The 22,232-nt window shown below is 56.1% G+C and carries 16 protein-coding genes; 6 read left to right on the top strand and 10 right to left on the bottom strand.

The window, feature by feature from the left end:
• Positions 1-19 precede the first annotated feature (19 nt).
• On the bottom strand, positions 20-994 hold the full coding sequence (locus tag DMG62_05070; protein ID PYY24090.1) for a hypothetical protein: 975 nt from the start codon (positions 992-994) through the stop codon (positions 20-22).
• 7 nt (positions 995-1,001) lie between these two features.
• Entirely contained in the window at positions 1,002-2,249 is a 1,248-nt protein-coding gene (locus tag DMG62_05065) for an efflux transporter periplasmic adaptor subunit (GenBank protein PYY24089.1), read from the bottom strand.
• Positions 2,250-2,433: 184 nt separating this feature from the next.
• Here DMG62_05065 and DMG62_05060 point away from each other — a divergent pair, with 184 nt between their 5' ends.
• The 5 genes from DMG62_05060 (at position 2,434) to DMG62_05040 (ending at position 7,029) form a co-directional block, all read left to right on the top strand.
• Positions 2,434-3,330 (top strand): ribonuclease, encoded by an 897-nt coding sequence (locus tag DMG62_05060; GenBank protein ID PYY24088.1) that lies wholly within the window; start codon positions 2,434-2,436, stop codon positions 3,328-3,330.
• A 54-nt stretch (positions 3,331-3,384) separates the two neighbouring features.
• A complete protein-coding gene (locus DMG62_05055) occupies positions 3,385-3,801 on the top strand; it encodes an NADPH-dependent 7-cyano-7-deazaguanine reductase QueF (protein PYY24087.1) in 417 nt (138 codons plus the stop codon).
• A 2-nt stretch (positions 3,802-3,803) separates the two neighbouring features.
• Positions 3,804-5,039, top strand: a complete 1,236-nt coding sequence (locus DMG62_05050; protein ID PYY24086.1) for an MFS transporter — start codon at positions 3,804-3,806, stop codon at positions 5,037-5,039.
• Positions 5,036-6,247 (top strand): family 2 glycosyl transferase, encoded by a 1,212-nt coding sequence (locus tag DMG62_05045; protein ID PYY24085.1) that lies wholly within the window; start codon positions 5,036-5,038, stop codon positions 6,245-6,247. Before DMG62_05050 ends, DMG62_05045 begins: the two co-directional genes overlap by 4 nt.
• Before the next feature lie 131 nt (positions 6,248-6,378).
• Positions 6,379-7,029, top strand: coding sequence for a hypothetical protein (locus tag DMG62_05040; protein PYY24084.1), 651 nt, complete (start codon positions 6,379-6,381; stop codon positions 7,027-7,029).
• Positions 7,030-7,060: 31 nt separating this feature from the next.
• On the opposite strand, the gene DMG62_05035 is transcribed toward DMG62_05040, so the two are convergent.
• From DMG62_05035 to DMG62_05000, 8 genes are all read right to left on the bottom strand, one after another.
• Positions 7,061-7,900 (bottom strand): hypothetical protein, encoded by an 840-nt coding sequence (locus DMG62_05035; GenBank protein ID PYY24083.1) that lies wholly within the window; start codon positions 7,898-7,900, stop codon positions 7,061-7,063.
• Positions 7,901-7,917: 17 nt separating this feature from the next.
• On the bottom strand, positions 7,918-8,853 hold the full coding sequence (locus DMG62_05030) for a hydroxymethylbilane synthase (GenBank protein PYY24082.1): 936 nt from the start codon (positions 8,851-8,853) through the stop codon (positions 7,918-7,920).
• Positions 8,853-10,244 carry a glutamyl-tRNA reductase gene (locus DMG62_05025; GenBank protein PYY24081.1) on the bottom strand — a complete coding sequence of 464 codons (1,392 nt, stop codon included), beginning with the start codon at positions 10,242-10,244 and terminating at the stop codon, positions 8,853-8,855. The genes DMG62_05030 and DMG62_05025 overlap by 1 nt, the downstream gene beginning before the upstream one ends.
• The gene (locus tag DMG62_05020) at positions 10,241-11,053 is read right to left on the bottom strand and encodes a cytochrome C biogenesis protein (GenBank protein ID PYY24080.1); all 813 of its coding nucleotides are present in this window, start codon (positions 11,051-11,053) and stop codon (positions 10,241-10,243) included. Before DMG62_05020 ends, DMG62_05025 begins: the two co-directional genes overlap by 4 nt.
• Before the next feature lie 123 nt (positions 11,054-11,176).
• Positions 11,177-12,784, bottom strand: coding sequence for a bacillithiol biosynthesis cysteine-adding enzyme BshC (gene bshC, locus DMG62_05015; protein PYY24079.1), 1,608 nt, complete (start codon positions 12,782-12,784; stop codon positions 11,177-11,179).
• A gap of 80 nt (positions 12,785-12,864) precedes the next feature.
• Positions 12,865-14,316: an aspartate aminotransferase family protein gene (locus DMG62_05010; protein ID PYY24078.1), complete on the bottom strand. Its 1,452-nt coding sequence runs from the start codon at positions 14,314-14,316 to the stop codon at positions 12,865-12,867.
• Positions 14,317-14,411: 95 nt separating this feature from the next.
• Complete coding sequence (gene glpX, locus DMG62_05005) at positions 14,412-15,392, bottom strand: class II fructose-bisphosphatase (protein ID PYY24133.1); 981 nt, start codon at positions 15,390-15,392, stop codon at positions 14,412-14,414.
• A gap of 294 nt (positions 15,393-15,686) precedes the next feature.
• Positions 15,687-18,056 (bottom strand): hypothetical protein, encoded by a 2,370-nt coding sequence (locus DMG62_05000; protein PYY24077.1) that lies wholly within the window; start codon positions 18,054-18,056, stop codon positions 15,687-15,689.
• Between the two features lie 882 nt (positions 18,057-18,938).
• On the opposite strand from DMG62_05000, the gene DMG62_04995 reads away from it, so the two are divergent.
• Positions 18,939-21,989, top strand: coding sequence for a vitamin B12-dependent ribonucleotide reductase (locus DMG62_04995; protein PYY24076.1), 3,051 nt, complete (start codon positions 18,939-18,941; stop codon positions 21,987-21,989).
• Positions 21,990-22,232 lie beyond the last annotated feature (243 nt).

Genomic DNA, 22,232 nt, shown 5'->3' with positions numbered 1-22,232 from the left:
GCGCTATTCCCAAATTGATTTAGGCGCCTAGTCTCTTCAAGGCCGCAGTAGCCGGTGCGAAGTCGCTAGCACTAGCTTTGGCAGTTAGATAAGCCTTCTTTGCTCCGGCTGCGTCACCGGATTTTTCGAGCACCTGGCCTAGTAAATACTGCGCCTGGAAAACAGGAGCATCCTCGGACTTTTCGCCCTGATCGATGTAGCGCTGTAGTAGCGTCACTGCGAGCGGGAGGTTCCGGTTCACGCGAAGGAGCAGGGACGCAGAGTCGAAGAGAGCGGAATCGTTTTTCGTGTTCAGTTTTGCCGATTGCTTTACGGCTGCTTCGAGCTCATCAAGACGGTTGGCGCGTCGATAAAACGAAGCGAGATCGAAGATGCGGCGATGGCCAGGATCAGCTTGCAGAGCTTTCTTATATTGCTGCTCGGCATCGCTGTTGTGTTTTTCATGCTCAGCGATGCGGGCGCGAATCCAATACGCAGTTGCCGGCTCGATTTTTTCAACTGCGTTTGCCTGGGCGGCAGCCTTATTGGTGCCACCACCGAGGAAGCCCGGCGCTTCAATGTAGTACTCGCTCAGGTCCGATCGGGCTTCGATGTTCCTCGGATCTAGTTCCACGGCTTTTTCAAATGCGATCCGCGTTTTCTTTGCGAGGTTAATTGCAGTGAACCAGCTTGAGTGCTCCGCCTTCTCGCCATAGGCTCGCCCGAGCCAGAGCTGATTAAGGCTACTGTTTGGATTCAGTTTTGCCGCGCGCTCGCATTCGGAAACGGCGGCGTCCCAGCTCTCCTCAGCATAGTGAACGCGGCACAGAAGATTGTGCTCTGCTGCTCCGGACGGATTCGTGCTCAGAGATGTCTTCAACATCCGAATCGCTGCATCAGCTTCGCCGTTCACGAGTAGCTGGTGAACCGAGTCAAGCGGCGCGTTTGCCGGCGAGACTGCCGAAAGCGCGAGTACAAAGGTTAAAACTAATGAGAACAAGCGGGGGACTGGCATCAGAAGTTTACCGGGCGCGAACCTCAAGTCCAGGTCGTAGTGGAGTAGCCGGGTTCATGCTGGTGAGAGCAACGAGTTCTCCTGGCTGGAGGCCGGTCATGATTTCAATGCGGGTATTGTTTGCGATGCCGGCCTCCACCGCCTGACGTTCCAGATGTCCATTTCGAACCACATACACATAGCGTCCGTTCTCGTCTTCATGCAGACCCTCGCGGGCTATGGTCACTATGTCTTTTTTGTTTGCAATACTGACGTTCACCGTGACGTTGATGTTCGGCAAGAGGCGGCTGTCCTCGTTGTCAACTGAGGACAGAACCTGCCCAACATTGCGGGTTCCGTAAGTGGTGATGGTATAGGGCATCTGACTGATTTCGCCGCGCCACGTCTTTCCCGGAAGGGCATCCCAGGTGACCGTCACAGGCTGGCCTACTCCCAGCTTTCCCAATTCGGGCTCGTCGACAAAGGCGCGTACCTGCACGCGATGCAGATCTGCAAGCTGAATGAGAAGCTCCCCCTGTTGAACGTATTCACCCTGCTTGATGGGAATGGAGTACACCGTACCGTCGAAGGGAGCGCGGATTGCACTGTGCGCCAGCAGGTCCTGAGCTGCGGTGTAGGAAGCGCGGGCCTGATCGACCTGGGCTTCAACGCGATTTACTTCCGGACGGGAGTAGCGATCTTGTTGCTTGTCTTGCAGCACCTTGAGTTGGGCCTGAGCCGCCGTCAGGCGATTTGCTGCTTCGCGGACTTCGGACGGAGCTGCAGCTCCCGTTTGAGCCAATTTTTGCAGAGCGTCGTAGTTCTTTTGCGCAGCATCGCGCTCGGCTTGTGCCTTTACCAGCTCGGAGCGGGTATTCAACACTTCTTCCTGCGTTCCCCCGGTATTGATAGCGTGCTGGTCGGCCTCTGCGGCTTTCATCTGCGCCAACGCTCGCGCTGCCTGGGCGCGCGCATCGGCATCGTCAAGTTGCATCAGGAGATCGCCCTTATGGACTCGCTGGCCTTCGCGGACGTAAGTGTTTCGAACCGTCGTCGCAGCAGGAGCATGAGCCTCGAAGTTTTGTATAGGCTCGACTTTGCCATTGGTGGAGATCGTCGTGACGAGGTCTTGCTTGGTTACGTGGTCGACTCTGACGGAAACTTCGCCCTTGCGGCTGGAGATGAATGCGGCGAGCACAATAACGGCAAGGATGGCGATAATGATCCCTCGCCAAACGTGCTTTCCATTGCCGCTTTGTCTCGTGAGCTCTGCCATCAGGAAACAAACTTAAAGTATATCGAACCGTGCCAGCGCTTTTTTCGGCAGCTCGAGCTTGAGCCTGCTCTGCCACCGTTTCTCATCAGATGTCCACGGGAGTGATTTCGGCTCAGCGACATCTCAACCAACAGAACGTTCCATCTAAGTCCAATGACAGCTTACGTCTATATACGTTTTAGTTATGGGAATTGGACTGCGAAGAGCCAGAGAAGTCACCGTAGCCGTGTACCGCGAAGTGCAACGCACACGTGTGCTGAACATGGCGGCCGGGCTTTCCTACTACTTCCTTCTGTCGCTGTTTCCCCTCCTCATTGCGTTGGCCACGCTGCTCGGTTACCTGCCCATTCCTAACTTGTTCAACCAGAGCATGGACTTCGCCGCCCGTTTCGTTCCATCTGAGGCAATGGGATTGGTTCGCAGGATTCTCCAGAGCGTACTAACCCCGAATCGCGGAGGATTACTCTCGATTGGGCTTGCCGGGACCATATGGGCTGCTTCGGGCGGTTTCTCGGCAATGATCGATGCGCTCGACATCGCCTACGATGCCCGTACCAGCCGGCAAATGCTGAAACAGCGACTGCTGGCTGTGGAACTGACGTTTATGACCGGTGGCCTGATGGCGATTGCCATGTTGCTCACGATGGTGGGCGACCGCGGTGGTCACTTCCTGAGCAATGTCCTTCACCTCTCATATGTATTCGAGCGGAGTTGGCCGCTCCTGCGTTGGGGCATCATTGGACTCTGCATTGTGCTCTCGATGGAGCTGCTGTACTTCTTCGGACCCAATGTGAAGCAGAGGTTCAAGCACACGCTGCCAGGCGCGCTTCTCGGAACAGTGCTCTGGATTCTGATTTCGGCTGCCGTAAACGTCTATGTATCGCACTTCGCCAACTACAACAAAACCTATGGGACGATCGGCGCCGTCATCGCTCTCTTGTTCTGGCTGTACGTGAGCAGCATCGCGATTCTGATCGGGGCTGAGTTGAACGCAGAGCTTCTGAAAGCCGAGGGCAAGAGACTGCAAGGACAGCAGCGCGTCGCACCTGGGCAGGCAGTCGAGATGCCCAAGGCTGCCTGATTGGTGTAGACGCAGCATGCGGCGTCTGTACCAAGCACCGTTACAATAGGGAGGATGTCCCGAGCTCCCGCATACACGCCAGAACATGCAAAGTCCGGATTGGATTTTGCCTTTCCTGAAATCGAGACCTGGCCGAATCAATTTCCCGCTTATGAGATAGACATTGATATACCGGAATTCACATCCGTATGTCCGAAAACAGGATTGCCTGATTTCGGCCTTCTCACAATCCGTTATATGCCACGTAAACGCTGTCTCGAATTGAAGTCGCTAAAGGAATATCTGACCTGCTATCGCAACCTCGGTATCTTCCAGGAAAACATTGTGAATCGCGTGCTCGAAGATATTGTGAGCGCCGCCGATCCGGAATGGGCGGTAGTACGAGGCGTCTTTCGTCCGCGAGGCGGAATCGGAACAACGGTTGAGGCACGCTGGCCGCGTCCAGCAGCGGGTTCTAAGGAACGTTCCTGAAGATGCAGCGCGCCACGCGACCGCTGCTTGCACTTGCACTGCTCACCGCCCTCAATTTTCTCAACTACATCGACCGCTATATCCTGCCTGCTGTTCAACCGTTGATCAAGCGGGAGTTCCATCCCTCCGACACCGCGCTAGGCGCACTGACGATGGTGTTCATCCTCTTCTACATGTGTGTCGCGCCAGGCGTTGGATTTCTTGCAGACAGGAAATCGCGCAAGACAATAATGGCCATCGGCGCACTGATCTGGAGTGCCGCAACTCTCCTGACAGCGGTGACATATAACTTCACTTCTCTCCTGATTCGCCACACTGTCGTCGGAGTTGGAGAGGCGACTTTTTCGCTGATCGCCCCGGCCTACATTGCCGACCTGTTTCCGCCGGAAAAGCGGGGACGGGTTCTATCTTTTTTCTATCTGGCGATCCCGATGGGCGCAGCTCTAGGCTACATAATTGGGGGCGCTCTCGGAACTCGATATGGATGGCGCTCTCCTTTTTACGTGTGTGCCATTCCGGGATTCATTGTCGCTGTCTGGTTTTACTTTGCAGCGGATGAGCCGCTGCGGGGCGAGAGTGAAGTCGCCCTGCACACGGTTGAGCGCACATCCTTTCGAGGGCTGCTGCGCAATCCAGCGTTCTGGACAGCTACTCTCGGTCTCGCAATGATGACCTTCGCCATAGGCGGAATCTCCGTGTGGATGCCGACATTCCTTGAGCGCGAGAGAGGCATACCGCTCGATAGAGCAAACTACTACTTTGGACTGATCACAGTGATTGATGGACTGGCCGGAACAGCGGTTGGTGGTTGGCTGGGAGATATCTGGCTGCGCCGTTCGCGAGGAGCATATTATGCAATATCGGGACTCAGCGCTTTACTTGCTCTCCCCGGCGCAGTCTACGCCTTCTATGGACACCCGGCTTGGATTTTTCCGTCACTCGCGATCGCTGAGTTTTTCCTCTTTCTGAACACAGGACCCTTAAACGCCGCCATCGTGAATTCAGTCGCCGCTCCGATTCGGGCTACGGCGATTGGCATAAATTTGTTCATCATTCATCTTTTTGGAGATGCGTTTTCTCCGGTTCTTATCGGGGCCATCTCTGATCGCAGCAGCCTGCGGCTTGGTTTTTCCGTTACATTGGTTGCGATGGTTGTGTCGGCCGGCATTCTTTTCATGGGCACTCGCTTCGCCCCGCCGCGAACGCAGGAGCGGGAGCTTGTAGGAGCCTCGGCTTGAGCCGCTGGATCTGGCTCATTAGCGGCATACTGCTCGGAGCAGACTGGCTGCGGCGTTCGCTTCGCACTGCCTTTGGTATGGCCAAACTTGCGGATGTGACCAGTCCAGAATGGGACAGGCTACCTCGACCTGAAGGGCCACAGCCAACTGTTGCGGTGATCGTTCCAGCGCGGAACGAGGGTGCAACCATCAACCGATGCCTGCGCTCCTTGATAGCTCAGGATTATCCGAATCTGCAGACTCTTGCTGTGGATGATCGGTCCACCGATGCTACGGGATCGATCATGGATGAGGTCGAAACAGAATCGCCGGGAAAACTTCGCGTATTACATATCAGTGAGCTGCCTCCCGGATGGTTGGGGAAAACTCACGCGATGTGGCGTGGTGCCAGCGAAACGCAGAGCGATTGGATCCTATTCACGGACGGCGATGTTATTTTTCGTGAAGACGCCCTGCGACGCACTCTCGCCTATGGCGAATCAACGCTTACGGATCACCTTGTAGTCTTTCCCACGCTGATCATGAATGGATTCGGCGAGCGCATGATGCTGGGCTTCTTTGGCATCGCTTCATCGCTCCTGCTGCGCCCGTGGAGGGTGAAGGATCGTGACGCGCCCGATTTTATTGGAGCCGGGGCATTCAATCTAATTCGACGCCGCGCCTACGAGAAACTCGGTACGTATCAGGCGCTGCGCATGGAAGTGATCGATGATCTAAGACTTGGGGGAGCCGTCAAGGGCCATCGTCTGAGGCAGGATTGCGTAGTAGGTAACAATCTCGTTCGCTTGCGATGGGCAGAGGGGGCGTTGGGCGTGGTGCGAAATTTGCGCAAGAACGCTTTCAGCCTGCTGCATTTCAGATGGCGGCTAGCGGTCTTGGCCTCTATAGCGGCGGCAATCTATCAGTTGGGTCCGTGGGTCGGACTAGGTCTCGCTCCTGGAATTGCGAAGTTTGGATTCGGCGTAGGCGTCTTCTCGATCGCTTTACTTTATTGGCGAATGGGGCGTCAGTTCGGAATGTCCGCTTGGTTCTTCTTGACTCATCCACTATCCACGGTCATGTTCATCTGTACGTTGCTGAATTCCGCCATAAGCTCACTCGTGCACGGCGGAATCGTGTGGCGAGGAACCACTTATCCGCTGGAGGAAGTCCGAGCATTCTCCGCGGAAAGACGGAAAGAGATGCAACGCATGCGGGACAGCATTTGATGCGCGGACGATATGAATTAGGGACTTTCACGTAGTCCAAATTCACGCGTCAACTTTGCGCTCCTGGCAGACGATCATGCTATGCTCTGCGGCAGGTCAGTTTGGAGTTTCTTCTGCCGCCCCGCTCTCTTTTGTGCGTTGTAGTCTTAGCTGTCTTCTCGACGTGCGTCCATTCCCAAAATGGTAACGCTTTCCATCCTCAGGAGGCGAATTTCGGACAATTATTTCAAGCGATTTCTGCTGACGAGGATTACGACGCAACAATTTTATATTTTCAATCAAGATTTAAGCAGAATCTGGGAAATCACAACGAAGCTCTGCAGCTAGCCGAAGCTGCAGTGAAAGCCAATTCGAAGAAGGCGGCCTACCATTTGCAGCTCGCCAGTGTGCTGAGTGAGGAAACAAATCATGCGAAGTTCTTCAGAAAAATCTCGCTAGCGAAACGAATACGCGCTGAACTGGAAACCGCTTTGAAACTCGAGCCAGCGAATCCCAATTGCCTTTTCGGGATGATGATGTATTACGAGCAGTCGCCTGCCATGCTGGGCGGTAGCAAAGAGAAAGCGCATCAATTTGCCAATCAGATTGGCAAAATCGACCGATCAAAGGGCTATCTAGCGCAAGCGCAGCTCGCTCGCATAGAGAAAAAGAATGGCGATTTGGAAGATTTGTATCTGAAGGCCTTTCAAGCTGACCCAACCAGCTTGGATGCCTTGGCGTCGCTAGCTGGCTTCTACGCTTCCGAGGGTCCAAAGAAAAAATACAACTTTGCGAACAGATAGGCGCCGTTTTGATGTCAGCGCGGGGCTTTGATCAGTTCCCGAAGTGCCTCACAAGGGCCTGAGTGAGGCCTTCCATCGTATACTCATCGGCTTCAACGTCTACGCGCAATCCATATTCACGCATCGTGCCTGAAGTCACGGGGCCAATCGAGGCAAACTTCACCTGCGAAAGCTTCGTGGGAATGTCCGTGCCGACCACAACCGTAAAGAAGTTCTGCACGGTCGAGGAGCTTGTGAAAGTGATGGCATCCGGAAGTGGACGATCAGTGAAGACACTTTGCATGCGCGACTTCGCATTCTCGGGAATTGCACTTTGATAAGCCTCTACTACGTCGACGTGTGCGCCTGCCGCGCGTAGTTCGTCGGGAATTACGTCGCGCGCAACCTTCGCTCGAACCAGCAGAACTTTCTCGCTCTTTACGAGCTTTCGGAGAGATCGTACGATTTCTTCAGCGACGTACTGGGGAGGCACAACGTCCACAACCAGCCCATGATCCTGAATGCGCTGTTCCGTGGCCGGGCCGATGGCTGCAATCTTCAGATGTTGGAGCGAATCGATACTCAGGCCGAGCGGCTCGAGCCGCGAAAACATCGCTTCCACTCCGTTCACGCTGGTGAGGATCAGCCAGTCGTATTGAAGGATGCCCTTAAGTGCGGTGTCGAGCGCATCATATGAATCCGGTTCGCGGATCTCGATGACGGGTGCTTCAATCACCTCTGCACCAAATTGTTTCAGCAAAGAACAAAGGTCATCGGCTTGTCTGTGAGCGCGTGTCACAACAATGAGCTTGCCGGCCAGCGGGCCGGAAGTGACCAACTCTGCCACGCGGTGCGCCTGGGGATCGACGGGTTTCTTCTTTGCCATTGCCATGCGAAGAAAGCAGGATACTACGGTTGCTGAGGTACGGAAGCCTCTTTCCCGTAAACTGTGTCGAGGATTTTGCTGGCCCCTCGCGAGAGCAGGGCCTGCCCGACTTCTACTCCAAGCCGCTCTGGATCGGACCCCTCTCTCTTTTCTCGAATGATCGAGCTTCCATCGGGACTGGCGACCACGGCCTGGAGCAATAGGCCTCGCTGAGTGGGTTCCGCATAAGCTCCGATTGGGACCTGGCATCCGCCGCCTAGTCGATTCAGCGTTGCTCGTTCGCATGCGACTGCTGCACGCGTGTGCGGATGATCGAGGAATGTTACCGTCTCGATCGTCGCAGCGTCGTCTGCGCGAGTCTCGATCGCGAGTGCGCCCTGTCCGGCAGCGGGACATATCTCTGTCGGTTCGAAATGGTGCCGGACCATCTGAGTCAGTCCCAATCTGGTCACGCCAGCAGCCGCCAAAATGATCGCATCAAACTCGCCGCTGTGGAGCTTTCGCAGTCGAGTATCGACGTTACCACGAAGCGGAATGATCTCGAGGTTGGCACGGAGTGAGTGCAACTGTGCCTGGCGACGCAGACTGCTGGTTCCGAGGCGCGCATTCTTTGGCAGCTTTTCAAGATGCGAATAGCGGACAGAGAGGAAGGCATCTCGCGCATCTTCCCGTTCTGGTACTGACGCCAGCAGAAATCCGGGAGAGAGCTCCGTAGGCAGGTCTTTCAGACTGTGCACAGCGAGATCGACACGATGCTCCGAAAGGGCTTCTTCGATCTCTTTCGTAAACATACCCTTGGTCCCGACCTTGGCCAAGGCTACATCCGTAATCTTGTCGCCGGTGGTCTTAATTACCTCGATAGATACATCGTGCCCTCGTCCCCGCAAAAGGGCGGCGATGTGATTAGCTTGCCACAGGGCAAGTTGAGATCCACGTGATCCGATACGAAGGCGAGCCATTAGCGGCGAGAACCGGGCTTCTGCTCGGCAATTTCGTTCTCGTCTGAGGCGACGGAGAGCGTGTGATCCAGCGGCTTATCAGAAGCCTTCGAGATGTCGTCCTTAGAGATGCCTGATGCTCCATTCCAGTGCGAAGCATCGTTCTCGATTCCAAAGATGGAACGCAGAAACTCCGCGGTTGAGGCAAGCTGGTCGGATCCGCTAAAGCCTTTGAGCGTCGTGATGGGAGCGTGCAGGATCTTGTTCACAATACTTCGAGTGAGGTTCTCGATCGCAGTCTCTTGTTCCGGGGAAAGCGGACCGAGTCGGCCACGAAGCCGATCGACTTCGGACTGTCGAATCTGTTCAAGTCGTTGCTGCAGAGCCACGATCGTCGGGACAGCATCCAAGCTCTGGATGCGCCGCCTGAAGCGCTCGACTTCTTCCTCGACTAACTGCTCGGCGCGCGCAGCCTCGCGTCCGCGATCGCTCACATTGGCTTCGACTACATGCTGAAGATCGTCAATGTCATAGACGAAAATTCCTTCCACCTGGCTCATGCTCGCATCCACGTCGCGCGGAACCGCGATGTCGATGAAAAACATCGGACGGTTCTTGCGGCGATGCATGAACAACTCGCCGTGGTCCCGCCGGAAGATTGCGTGAGGCGCTCCGGTGGAGGTGATCACGATGTCGGCCTGATCGGCAGTGCCGTAGAGCTGATCAAAATGAATCGCCGTGCCGCCTACTCGCTCCGCCATTCTCAGTGCGCTTTCATGTGTGCGATTGGAGACAAAGATCGTCTCGGCTCCGTGCGATCGCAGATGGCGAGCAGCTAATTCACTCATCTTACCGGCGCCCACGACGTAAACCGTTCGACCATGCAGGCTGCCGAAGATTTTCCTCGCCAGTTCCACTGCCACGGATGCGACAGATACCACGGAACTGCCGATCGCGGTTTCGGTTCGCACGCGCTTCGCTACGGAAAAGGCGCGGCTGAGCAGGGCATCGAGGTTCGAGTGAACTGAACCTACGGCTTTGCCGATGGCATAGGAATGCTTGACCTGTCCGAGGATCTGAGACTCGCCTATGATCATCGAGTCGAGACTCGCTGCGACGCGGAAGACGTGTCGCACGACATCGTCCCCGCTGTGTTCGTAGAGATACTCACGCAATGCCGATACATCAGTCAGCAGGTAGTCGCGAATGAAGCTGTGCAGATCAACGCCGCTTTCAGAAGCCACGGCAAACTCCACGCGGTTGCAAGTCGAGAAGACAACGCACTCCGCGACCCCGGTATGCTGCAGCAACTTCCGTGTAGCCTCCTCCAGACGCCACTCCGGAACTGCGAGCCGTTCACGTACTTCGACAGGAGCGGTCTTGTGGTTCACGCCGAGGAGTTGGAGCTTCATCGCGAGACGAACCTGTGGACGCCGCTGAAGTAATTGGCTGCCCAGACGCTAAGCGCAGCAGCGAAGGCAAAAGCAGACAGCAACGCGGCGCGGCGTCCTCGCCACCCGGAGTTCCATCGCGTGAAGAGCATCACTGTGTAAACGCCCCACATCAGCAAGCTAAGGATGATCTTGGGATCCTGGAAATAACTGGACCCGTACTCCATCTGGGCAATCACGGAACCCGCGATTAGTCCGATGGTCATGAATGGGAAGCCGATGAGGAGCAGGCGATAACCGATGTTGTCGATTGTCTCCAGGGCCGGAAGTTTTCCGGCGATTCCGTTCAGGTCTTTGCGTTTCAGGCTGCGTTCGTGTAGCAGATAAAGGACGCTTGCGATGAAACTGAAAAATAGCGCGGAATATCCCACCAGGATCAGGATGATGTGTGTGTAGATCCACCCATTACGCAATAGAGGTGAAATCACCGGTGGGGCGCTCTGTGCCAATGCGGCAGAAAGTGATAACAGGAAAGCGATCGGTAAAACGACGATGCCCGGTGATGTTGTTCTATATAAGTAGAAGACCCCGATGAACAGCAGCATCATAAGAAAAGCAAGCAATGATTCCGACTGATGCAGCGGATTGCCGGCCATGCCACCGGCAATGAACGCCTCCACTAAAGCGACGAAATGCAGTGTGACCGCCACGCCAGCGATTGGCAGAGTTGCGCGCGACAGAATTTCACGGCGTCGCAGTAGCGCTACGAGCGCGTAGAGCATGCTGAGACCATACAAACCTACGGCGATACGTAGCCAAAAAAGAGACATACAAACCTGTCAGCCAATTCGACCCTGATCCCCCCTTGTTTTTCGAGATATCAGAGTTGTAGCGGCGCAATTTAGAGGCGAAAGATACCAAACATTATACGCAGCACCGTTCTGAAGAAGCCGTTACGCCAGTGCAATCACCTGATGGTCGTGGCATTCTGGACGGTAATCTTCGAGCAGACGATCGATCAGGTCGACGCCATATTTAGCCAGAAAATAAATCCCCGCCAGCCGGCGCTCCTGAAGTTCCCTTTCGGGAAACAGCAGTGAACTGAGCATGCTCGCGTGCCGGTCCAGAACCTGCTCGCGGCGGAGATGGGCGCGTGCGGCTCGCGATTCCAGTCGCTGAAGTTGATGGCGCATCTTGCGCGCCGCGATCTCGCCGGCCGACCCGACGGTCGGATCGAGCTTTTCCAAAGCGCGGAGTAGTGGAGTCAGCAGGCGTTCGAGGTGCTCGCGGCTACGATCGAAATCATCTTTTATGTCAGAGGGAATCGTCCTCCGCGCCAGCGCCGTCAGGAAGTCTTCTTTAGGTTGGAGCACATCGCGCAGCCTGAGCCCGTACTTGCGCATCCAGCTGGCGAGACGCGCCTCGATCAAAGTAGTCGAGAAGCGAGGCCAAACGGGCGTGGTCCGGCCCATCAGACGTTCGTAAACAACCTGCACCTGAGCAAAGTAGGCGGTCTCGGCGGGGCCAGCGACGTACGCTGCTGTCGGCAGCAGATAGTCTTGCAGGACCGGTCTCAACAAAACATTTGCGGTGAATAATTCCGGATTAGACTCAATCTGGCGCTGCAGCTCATTTTGGGACCATTGCTGGCCGTTGGCGCTGAAGGCTCCATTTTTCCGATGAATCGCGAGCCGCTTTTCCTCTCTGGAAAAAAACAGAAGCGTCGACGCCTGTGTGACCTTCACCTGCGCATGATAACCAGCTGTTTCGAGCTCCTTTGATCGTGAGAGCAGCGCGCGGGTTAACTCATCCGAGTATTCGGCCGCCGAACGCAGCAGCGGAGCACCAATTTTATGGAGCTCTTTATCTGATGGTTCCAGCAGGATCAAGCCATATCGAGAGAAGATCTTGCTCATCAAAGCCGCGAAGGAAGAGGAGAGCGTCTTTCCCGGACTGTAACTCGAGCGCACTAGGTCAATCGTCTCCGATTCGCCAACAAGCCCCTGCAGTCGGTCCGCGAGCCATCCGAGGTCATTTCCAAGAACCACAGTCCCGACCGGACAACCGGGGCAGCCTTCGGAAGACGTTTCCAGTCTCTGCAACTCACCCTGAGTATCAGGCATGAAAACATGGTTTACCTCGGCCAAATCGTGGTCCTCTGAGGCAAGCCAAAAGATCGGAACCGCTTCCACTCCTCTTGCCGTGAGCTCGCGTGAAAGCCGAATGATCGAGATGGCCTTATAAAGCGTGTAAGCCGGTCCAAGAAACAGACCTATCTGCTGGCCGCTGACAACGGCACAAGCTCCGTCGCGAAGTTTCTCGATGTTGCTGAGAACCTCCGGGCCTGCATTCCAGGCAAGATTTTGTTTGAGCAGGACGTCCGTGACCCGTTGCCGACGGTCAACCGGGATGCTCACGCTGCCAGCTCTAGCTGCGAGCTCGTCTAAGGAGAGTGTGGAGGTGGGATAGAAGGGCCGAGCCTGTGGATCACCGCGTAGAAAATCGAGAAAAAGGCGGGAGGTGCCGGGCACATCACGGAAGGGAAGACATTCCTGGTCCAATCAGGCCTCTCTCGCTCAAGTCCATACTACAGTGAGGGTTTGGATTTCGGCGGCGCGTAGAAAGATGCAGAAAGTGCCTGTTATCCGGCAGCCATTGCCGGTTCCGTGGCATGTTGCTGAATCTCCCGCCAGGCGGAACGTACGTGCTCCTCGTCAGTGTAGGTTTGACCAATGCACATGCGGATCACAAATCGTCCGTTGAGTTTGGTGTGGGACAGAAACAACTTGCCTGACGAATTCAGCCTCTGCATCAGAGCTTCGCTTGCTGAATCCGGACCTTTCAGGCGGAAGCAAACCAGATTCAAGGAAACAGGAGCCACAATCTCAAAGCGGGAATCGGCTCTAAGCCAGCTGACGAATTCATTTGTGAGTTCGATGTGAGTCCGGACCATCGCCCGCAGACCTTCAACACCGTAAGAGCGGATCACAAGCCACAATTTCAGCGCGCGAAAGCGCCGGCCGAGAGGAATGTGCCAGTCGCGAAAGTCCACGACGGCGCCGGTCGCTGACGCTGTATTGCGTAGATACTCAGGGGTGATCGTCAGCGTTTCAGTCAGTTCTTTCCGGTCGCGGACGTAGAAGCAGGTGCAGTCGAAGTTCGTGAACATCCACTTGTGGCAATCGAAGCAGTAGCTGTCTGCCAGTTCGAGCCCTTTATGGATGGATCTGAACTCTTCGCAAAGCGCTGCCGTTCCTGCCATGGCGGCATCTACATGCAGCCAGATATTGTGCTCGCGGCAAATCGTCCCAATCTCTGGCACAGGATCAATAGACATTGTGGACGTAGTGCCGACGGTAGCACCCACAAAGCAGGGAACACGCCCCGCTGCCGTGTCTTGTTGAATCGCTCGCGCCAGCGCCGCCGGTCTCATCCGAAACTGCTCATCCACTTCGATTACGCGCAGGTTCTTGCGGCCAATCCCGGCAACCTTAATGGCTTTCTCCATCGAGGAGTGTGCCTGAGCCGACGTATACGCACTCAGTCGCTGATCGCAACCATTCTCATTTGACCCGAAGTGCGTCGCTCGCTCGCGACCCGCAAGCACAGCGCAGAGATTCGCGCTGGAAGCAGAATCCTGGATCACACCGCCGCCAGAACTGGTCGACAGAAAATGTTTGGGCAAGTCGAGCATCTCAACCAGCCAGTCGAGCATGCGCATTTCGAGTTCAGTGCAGGCCGGACTCGTCAGCCACAGCATTCCCTGCACCCCGATGCCTGACGAAAGTAGATCCCCAACTAATGAAGGCGGCGAGCTGTTGCCGGGGAAATACGCGAAGAAATTTGGTGACTGCCAGTGCGTGATGCCCGGGAGGATCTTGCTTTCGAGGTCTCTCAGGATAGCTGGCAGCGGTTCCGGAGCGGAGGGCGCCTGATGCGGAAGAGACGCGAACACTTCGCCGGGCTTCACTTGCGAGAGTACCGGAAACTCCGGCGCACGCTCCAGGTACTTAGCAATCCAGTCGAGTGCGATACAGCCGTTACGAAGAAGTTCCTCTGCGGCCAAGCGAGATTTCTTGTTGGTATTTCCCATTTCTGTTTTGGCTGTCGGTTTTCGGCGATCTGCTTTCGGCCACTATGGCATCCCGCAGGATACGAGAAAACCTTGCGAGCTGACAGCTGTAGGTTCTAGAAACGCACCTTGAAATCCGGCTCCTGATGCACGTGGATGCTATCGATAAAGCGCACCTTGCCTGTACTGCGCGTCATGACCAGTGACTGAGTGCGGATTCCATCCCCAAAGAAGCGCACGCCTTTGAGCAACGATCCATCGGTCACGCCGGTGGCGGCGAAAACGATGTTCTCGCCCGGCGCCAGGTCTTTAGCGAGATAAACCTTCTTCGAATCCTTGATACCCATATTCTTCACTCGCTCTTCCAGCTCCGGTTTGTCCACCACCAGCCGCGCAAAGATCTCGCCGTTCAGGCAGCGCATCGCAGCCGCGGTTATTACACCTTCAGGCGCTCCACCAACACCCATTACCGCGTGGACACCGGTTCCCATCACTGCCGCGGCGATTCCCGCCGAAAGATCTCCGTCGCCGATTAGCTTTATTCGTGCCCCCGTCGCGCGGATCTCGGAGATAAGCTTTTCGTGCCTGGGACGATCAAGCACGATGACCACAAGGTCTTTCACATCGCGGTCAAGGCTCTTGGCAATCATCTTCAAGTTGTACTTCACCGGAGCGTCGAGATCGATTCCATCCTTGCACGGCGGTCCAACAACCAGCTTTTCCATGTAGCAATCTGGTGCGTGCAGCAGCCCGCCGCGTTCCGAAGCCGCGAGAACAGTAATCGCGTTGGCGGCTCCCGTAGCGCACAGATTCGTTCCTTCCAATGGATCAACGGCGATATCCACTTCCGGAAATGCCGTGCTCTCGGGATGTTTCGCTCCGACCTTCTCGCCGATATACAACATCGGAGCCTGATCCCGTTCACCTTCGCCGATGACAATCGTGCCACGCATTGGCACCGAATCCATCGCGCGGCGCATCGCCTCGGTCGCGACTTGGTCCGACTTAGGACGGTCCCCCATGCCCATCGTTTTTGCCGATTCGATCGCCGCCTCTTCCACGATGCGAGTGAATTCGAGCGCGAGTTCGAACTCCATTGCTTGGCTAAGACCGTTAGGCGAGGTAATCGTGTCGACCTGGGTTTTTGGCATGGAGAACCCTCCAATAAGGATGCTGATGCTTATGCAGGTGGGAGCAGCCTGCAGACGAAACTGCCGATTATATCGGAGCTTTGGACTACATGGGTTCCGGCCGCCCTCGGCCGGTGTAAGCGTGCCCATGCCCTCGGCCTGCAGCGGACCAAAAATCATCAATTGATGCGTGAAGTATGGAGTGTAAGTTAGCCTAACAATACTGCGCTTTTCAGCCTGATACCGGCCGGAACCCCACGTTTACTTCGTGACCGTTTTTGCCGCTGACATATTGTCGAAGCGATCCCAAACGCGCACGACTATAACGTGCTCGCCAGAATTGACGACTTGGCTTGGATCGTCGCCACCACCATCACGCATACGCGACCGCTTGCCCGGTTTTTTGGCATTGTCCGCAAGGATGACTTGAGACTCCCCAGGCGGCAACAGAGCAGCCGAAAAGTCGTACTCCTCCGTTGGTGAGTCGGAAAGCTTTCCTACGGGCTCCACGTAATGCCATTCGCCGGCGTCGATTGAGTATTCAGCGCGTTTAATGGGTGAAAAACTGTCAGCGGCGCGGAAGCTGATGTGCATGGTGTTTCCCTCCACCTTGGCTTGGAGGGATTGAACCACAGGAGGCGTGCTGTCGACTTCAAAGCGTGAACTAATCTTCTCGTCACTGAGCGCCTCGTCTGGCGAGTGCGAAGCAGCGTCCGAGGCCACGATGCGCACTACATACCCTCCATCCGGCAGCAGGCTCGAATCCCACGAGTAATACTTCTCAGTGATGTTGTCCTTCAGCAGCTTCCAATCGCTCTCGTTGTCGCCTCGGTAGTAGATGGAGTAGACAAGGTCGTCGTCATTGTCGTCATGTGCGCCCCAGCGCATGGCAATGTAGTCACGATCTTTGACCGCCGACGGCGGCGTGTCAAAGCGTACAGGCGCCGCAACCGTCGGCGTATTTCCCAAGGGAATGTTTACGCTCTCGCTGGTTGGTTTCTGCACAGGCAAAGAGGTGATGCGCGCGCCAACTTGCACGTTGATATCCTCCATTACGGGAGCAATATTCTTCGGCAGGTAATTGATCGCCACGTTTTCGATCTGGGTATTCGGATTTCCAGGATGTAACGACACTTTCCATTGCACAAAGCGCGCCGCCGGGATCGACAGCCGCCCGGCCGTTTTGAGATCGATCTTGGTCCATGGACTCCAGTTGCGATCGGGATTGTCGACATTCCCACTGCGGGCAAAGAAATCAAAATCGCCGGCACCACGCACTTGCGGACGTCCCCACTGCGAGAAGCTCTTGGCATCGAAGACGTCGCTTTCATACGTTCCTGCCTGATCGCGTCCAGGGCCGAGCACAAATAGCTTTCCCAGATTGGCCGTCACTGCATACACCGCCCCATTGCTGGCCCGAGCCATCGACGTAATCTGGTTGGCACTGAGCTTCACCAGATCGCGGTAAATTTCCGTTCTGGAATTCGGCGTCACGGCATAAATGTGGCCGCGATTGCCGGTACCCGCAAGCAGCTGTCCATCCGGCCCGAAGGTGAGCGCGTACACAAGATCGTCCTTCGACGTCCAGATGCGGCTCGGGGATCCATCGCTGGAGATCAAGTAGATCTCGGAACCTCCGCTTAGCTGTCCGGGCAGAGCGGGCGGAGGAGCCGAAGCCACGGCAGGAACACTGGCACCGATAGGAGGTGGAGGCTGTGGAACCGGAGTCGCTGCCCCGCGCTTTTCTCCCACACCAGCAGCGAAGATGTTACCGGCAGAGTCGGTGGCGAGCGCGGTGATCTCTTTCTTGGGAGCGCTATACAAAACGAAAGCCTCGCCCGCCGGCGGAATCCGATACACAAGCCCGCTGCCGTCCGACCCGGCAATCACAGTGCTCAATGCGGGCGCAGCCTTTTTATTGCGCTTGCCATCTTCTTGCTCGGAGGTTGACTTCACCAGAGCCAGGCAACGGATATGCGCTTCGTCGCTCTTGAAGAAGACCGATCCTTCTCCGTTTTTCTCAACTTTGAAGATCTGCCCATTATCGCCGGTAGCAACGTACATCGGACCAGCCGGATCAAGTTCAATGTCCCAGATGTATTTCGTTTTGGGATCGAAGAAGACAGAAGACTTGTACATATCCTCGGCTGTCTCGGTCTTCGAAACCGTCGATTCGGATGGCGTGGCCTCTTCTTTCTTTGCTTTCTTCTTTTCGGGAGCAGGCGAGTTGGGCTGGAGCTTGTACACACGCCCATCGGGAGAGGTAGCTGCGTAGATCGTGCCGTCGCTATCGATGGCGAGCGCCTGCACCTGAAGCTCTTTGGCTTCGAAGATCACGGCCGCCTTGCCGTCCGGAGTCACGCGATATACGCGAGCCGGCGATCCCGCTCCTAAATAGGCATTGCCTTGCGCGTCGCTCACAACCTGCCAAATGTACGTGGAAGGTGATGTGTAAATTGATTTCAGCGATGGGGCGAGCTGCAAGCGGCCATCGCTTGAGATCGCGACGCCATTGCTCGTCCCTTTTTCAAACTCTTCGAACTTGGATTGTTGCCACAGCTGAGTGCCCTCAGCCCAAACGGCCGAGGAGAGTAGAAGAAGGCAGAGCGCCTTCAGAAAGCCTTGAACCATATTTTCAAGTGTAAGCGAAAAGACTGGCCGAGGAGCGAACACGAAGGTCACGAAGAGGCGGCTGCCGGGCTGTCAGCAAGCGGTTTCGGCCTGTCCGCTTGGTTTGAGCAAGACAGCTTACTGGCCGAACGCTGACAGCTCAGTGCTGATAGCTGTCCTGCGTCACCGCAGCTTGCCCTGAGCGAAGCCGAATGGGTGTTCGCCTCGGCCTTTTTTTCCGAAGTACCCACAACAGTCCACAGCTTTGCCCTGATAAGCGTCATTGCTTCCGGCAGCGGACAGCCCTAGAGTCGAATGCCTCCAACGGCGTTAAACGGGCGACGCTGGAGTGGTGACTGCGACGAACAGGTGCGGGCTGGGCCGCACCTGTTATCCACAAATTATTAACAATCCGAATTCCGCCAAAAACAACCGTTCGGTCCTGTCGGGCATTGAACAGCAAGGGGTTAACCGTTCAGCAGCTGCTCTGCATTTCGGCTACAATATATAGGGCTAGACTATTGACAGACCCAATATGCAGGTGTAACTTACGTTTCCACCCACTCCTGAAAGTCGAGGCAGCGGGTGCAGTAGCCCTCCCCATCGGAATGGTTTTGCGATCGGGTGAGTTTCAAAGCGATGTCTCCCAAGACCGCAAATCTCGGATTCATCAAATCGCAAAATCATCCAATTTGCGTCGGACCCCTTGGACGGTCAGAGGTGAGCGTCCGTATGAGAAAAACCATTAACAGGGTGCCAGCGGTGACCCCAAGAAGTGGCTGTCGGCTTTCGGCCAATCGGTTTTTCTGTAATTCAAAAAACGGATTACTGGCCGAACGCCGAGAGCCGACAGCCTAGTGCCGATCGCAGACTGAAAACAGCGAATCCCTGAGTAGGAGCCCCATGGCGGAAAGTATTCATAAGACGCAAGTGGCAACCGGAGCAACCGCGAAGACGGTGCCCGCAGCCTCCACCCCTGCAACTAAGAAAGCGCCAGGTCTCCAATTCCGTCGTTACTTCACCAAGCCGGGTACATCGCCCTACGACCAGTTCCAGTGGGAGCTGCGTACGGCGTCGATTACCGACGCACAGGGCAAGACGATCTTTGAGCAGAAAAATGTAGAGACTCCTAAAGATTGGTCGATGACCGCAACCAACATCGTTGCCAGCAAGTATCTGCATGGAGCCGTGGGAACCCCCGAACGCGAAAGCGGAGTTCGCGCCCTGGTGGGCCGGGTGGCCGAGACCATTCGCGACTGGGGAGTCAATGGCCGCTACTTTGCCACTCGCTCGGATGCCGACACATTTCATGACGAGCTCGCCTACATCCTCCTCGACCAGCGCGCTGCGTTCAATTCGCCGGTATGGTTCAACGTAGGATGCGACCGTCTCGAGCCCAACTCCGACGCGCAGAACTGGCACTGGAATCCCGAATTGGGAAGCGTGCAGTTTGGCGTGACCGGATATCGTAATCCGCAGTGCTCCGCCTGCTTCATCAACTCGGTGAAAGACTCACTCGACTCCATTCTTACATTGGCCAAGACCGAAGGCATGCTCTTCAAGTGGGGATCGGGAACCGGCACCAATCTTTCTCCTCTGCGCTCTTCGACCGAGCAGCTCTCCGGCGGAGGCACAGCGTCAGGTCCTCTGAGCTTCATGCGCGGATTCGACGCCTTTGCCGGCGTGATCAAATCAGGCGGGAAAACTCGGCGTGCAGCCAAGATGGTGATCCTGAATGTCGATCACCCCGACATCGAAGAGTTCATCGATTGCAAGCGGGAGGAAGAGGCTAAAGCCTGGGCGCTGATCCGCGAAGGTTACGACGGCAGCACACCAGACTCACCGGCCTATTCGTCGATCTTCTTCCAGAACGCAAACAACTCGGTGCGGGTGACCGACGAATTCATGAACGCGGCTATCAACGACGAGAACTTCTTTACCCGCAGCGTGAAGGAGAAGAAGCCGTTCGCGTCGAAGAAGGCCAAAGATCTGCTCCGCAAGATCGCAGAAGCAACGTACTACTGCGGCGATCCCGGCATGCAGTACGACACCACCATCAACAAGTGGCACACGTCGAAAAACACGGCGCGCATCAATGCTTCGAATCCCTGCTCGGAGTACATGTTCCTCGACGATTCGGCCTGCAATCTCGCCAGCATCAACCTGCTGAAGTTCTACACGAACAACAGCTTCGACATCGAAGCCTACAAGTTTGCCTGCGACTTGCTGATCACAGCGCAGGAGATCCTGGTGGATAGCTCGGGCTATCCGACCGAAGCAATCGCGCGCAACTCGCACGACTACCGCCCGCTGGGACTCGGCTACGCCAATCTCGGCGGATTGCTGATGGCCGCAGGTCTTCCATACGATTCCGATGCCGGACGCGACTACGCCGCCTGCGTAACGGCCATCATGTGCGGCGAGGCGTACTACCAGTCGTCCCAGATCGCGGAGCTGTGCACGCAGCTAGCTCCGGCGACTCCGCTTACGCAAACCGCAGAGATCACCGGCGCAGCCTGCCCCGGCTTCTATGTCAACCGCGAGCCATTCCTGGACGTAATCAGGATGCACAGAGCAAGCGTCAACAACATTGGTTCTTCTGTGTCCTCTGTGGTGAACGATAAGCAATTGCCCAAGCTGATCGAAGCCAGCAAGGAAGCTTGGGATAACGCGCTCACACACGGCGAGAAGCACGGTTATCGCAATTCGCAGGTCACAGTGCTCGCACCAACGGGCACGATCGGCTTCATGATGGACTGCGACACCACAGGCATCGAGCCCGATTTGGCACTCGTTAAGTACAAGAAGCTGGTCGGCGGCGGCATGATCAAAATCGTCAACAACACCGTTCCGACGGCTCTATTCAAACTCGGCTACTCCGGTGAGCAGGCCAACAACATCGTCAGCTACATCGACGCCACCGGCACCATCGAAGGCGCTCCAGGTCTTAAGGACGAGCACCTGCCCGTCTTTGACTGCAGCTTCAAGCCGTCCAAGGGAACGCGCTCCATCCATTACAGGGGCCACATCAAGATGATGGCGGCCACGCAGCCGTTCATCTCCGGCGCGATCTCAAAGACCGTCAATCTGCCGAACGATGCAACCATTGAAGAGATTGCCGAGGCGTACATTGAATCCTGGCGCCAGGGCCTGAAGGCCGTAGCCATCTACCGCGACGGCTCCAAGGGCGCACAGCCACTCAACGTGTCAGACGGAAACAAAGCAAAAGACACAAAAGCCAGCGGCCAGCAGCCAGTAGCCAGCCAGCAGATCGTGCCAGAAGTCCAGGACCAAAATGGGCCACCGAAAGCCGTGCGCCATCGCTTGCCCGAAGAGCGCGCCTCTCTCACGCACAAGTTCTCCATCGCTGGGCACGAGGGCTACATCACTGTAGGTCTCTATCCCAACGGACAGCCGGGCGAAATCTTCATCAAGATGGCCAAAGAAGGCTCCACAGTCTCCGGACTCATGGACGCCTTCGCAACATCAGTCTCGCTGGCTCTGCAACACGGCGTGCCCCTGAAAGTGCTCTGCGAGAAATTCGCGCACACCCGCTTCGAACCCAGCGGCTGGAGCGGCAACGGCAAGATCGGCTTCGCCAAATCGATTACTGACTACATCTTCCGCTGGCTCCACTTCCGCTTCGTAGAGCCCGAACAAGGCGATCTGTTCGAAGGCATGCTGAAACGCAATGGAGTCGTGGATCCAGCCGCGTCGGCCGGAAGTTTGACGGCGCCGCCTGAGAGCGCGGTCAGCACGTTCCCCGCTGGTGCACAGCCTGGATTAGCCGGCAGCCGGAAGCTGGAAGCCGGCAGCGTGCATCCCGCCGATGCACTGCGCGAGATTGTGGACTTGGGCGACGCGCCCTCGTGCCACGTCTGCGGCTCCATCATGACTCGCAACGGAAGCTGCTACAGATGCATGAGCTGCGGCAGCACCAGCGGATGTAGCTAAGGACTGTTCGAAGCTGTGGTGGGTGACTTGGTGATATTGGTTTATTTCATCCGATCACCCGATTCAGTTTGCCTCTGGCCGAGAGGAGCACTCCCCCGAATGCGCGAGACGAAAGAGCTGTTGAGACCAGTTGAGGAAATCGAGTATCAACCCGAGCCAGGCAGTCTGGCAGGTTTCATTGCGAGCTTGACGGAAAAGGTAGACGAGCTCTTACTCGCCGCAAACTTGCGGCCCAATTTGGAA

This window comes from Acidobacteriota bacterium, from assembly GCA_003225175.1.
GTDB lineage: Bacteria > Acidobacteriota > Terriglobia > Terriglobales > Acidobacteriaceae > Gp1-AA112.
The sequence above is the reverse complement of the archived record's forward strand: the minus strand, read 5'-3'. Positions and strand labels throughout refer to the sequence as shown.

What these genes read in the sequence shown, in the direction of transcription:
- DMG62_05070 (PYY24090.1), bottom strand. Translation starts at nt 994, where the DNA reads ATGCCAGTCCCCCGCTTGTTCTCATTAGTTTTAACCTTTGTACTCGCG.
- DMG62_05065 (PYY24089.1), bottom strand. Translation starts at nt 2,249, where the DNA reads ATGGCAGAGCTCACGAGACAAAGCGGCAATGGAAAGCACGTTTGGCGA.
- DMG62_05060 (PYY24088.1), top strand. Translation starts at nt 2,434, where the DNA reads ATGGGAATTGGACTGCGAAGAGCCAGAGAAGTCACCGTAGCCGTGTAC.
- DMG62_05055 (PYY24087.1), top strand. Translation starts at nt 3,385, where the DNA reads ATGTCCCGAGCTCCCGCATACACGCCAGAACATGCAAAGTCCGGATTG.
- DMG62_05050 (PYY24086.1), top strand. Translation starts at nt 3,804, where the DNA reads ATGCAGCGCGCCACGCGACCGCTGCTTGCACTTGCACTGCTCACCGCC.
- DMG62_05035 (PYY24083.1), bottom strand. Translation starts at nt 7,900, where the DNA reads ATGGCAATGGCAAAGAAGAAACCCGTCGATCCCCAGGCGCACCGCGTG.
- DMG62_05030 (PYY24082.1), bottom strand. Translation starts at nt 8,853, where the DNA reads ATGGCTCGCCTTCGTATCGGATCACGTGGATCTCAACTTGCCCTGTGG.
- DMG62_05025 (PYY24081.1), bottom strand. Translation starts at nt 10,244, where the DNA reads ATGAAGCTCCAACTCCTCGGCGTGAACCACAAGACCGCTCCTGTCGAA.
- DMG62_05020 (PYY24080.1), bottom strand. Translation starts at nt 11,053, where the DNA reads ATGTCTCTTTTTTGGCTACGTATCGCCGTAGGTTTGTATGGTCTCAGC.
- DMG62_05010 (PYY24078.1), bottom strand. Translation starts at nt 14,316, where the DNA reads ATGGGAAATACCAACAAGAAATCTCGCTTGGCCGCAGAGGAACTTCTT.
- glpX (PYY24133.1), bottom strand. Translation starts at nt 15,392, where the DNA reads ATGGAGTTCGAACTCGCGCTCGAATTCACTCGCATCGTGGAAGAGGCG.
- DMG62_05000 (PYY24077.1), bottom strand. Translation starts at nt 18,056, where the DNA reads ATGGTTCAAGGCTTTCTGAAGGCGCTCTGCCTTCTTCTACTCTCCTCG.
- DMG62_04995 (PYY24076.1), top strand. Translation starts at nt 18,939, where the DNA reads ATGGCGGAAAGTATTCATAAGACGCAAGTGGCAACCGGAGCAACCGCG.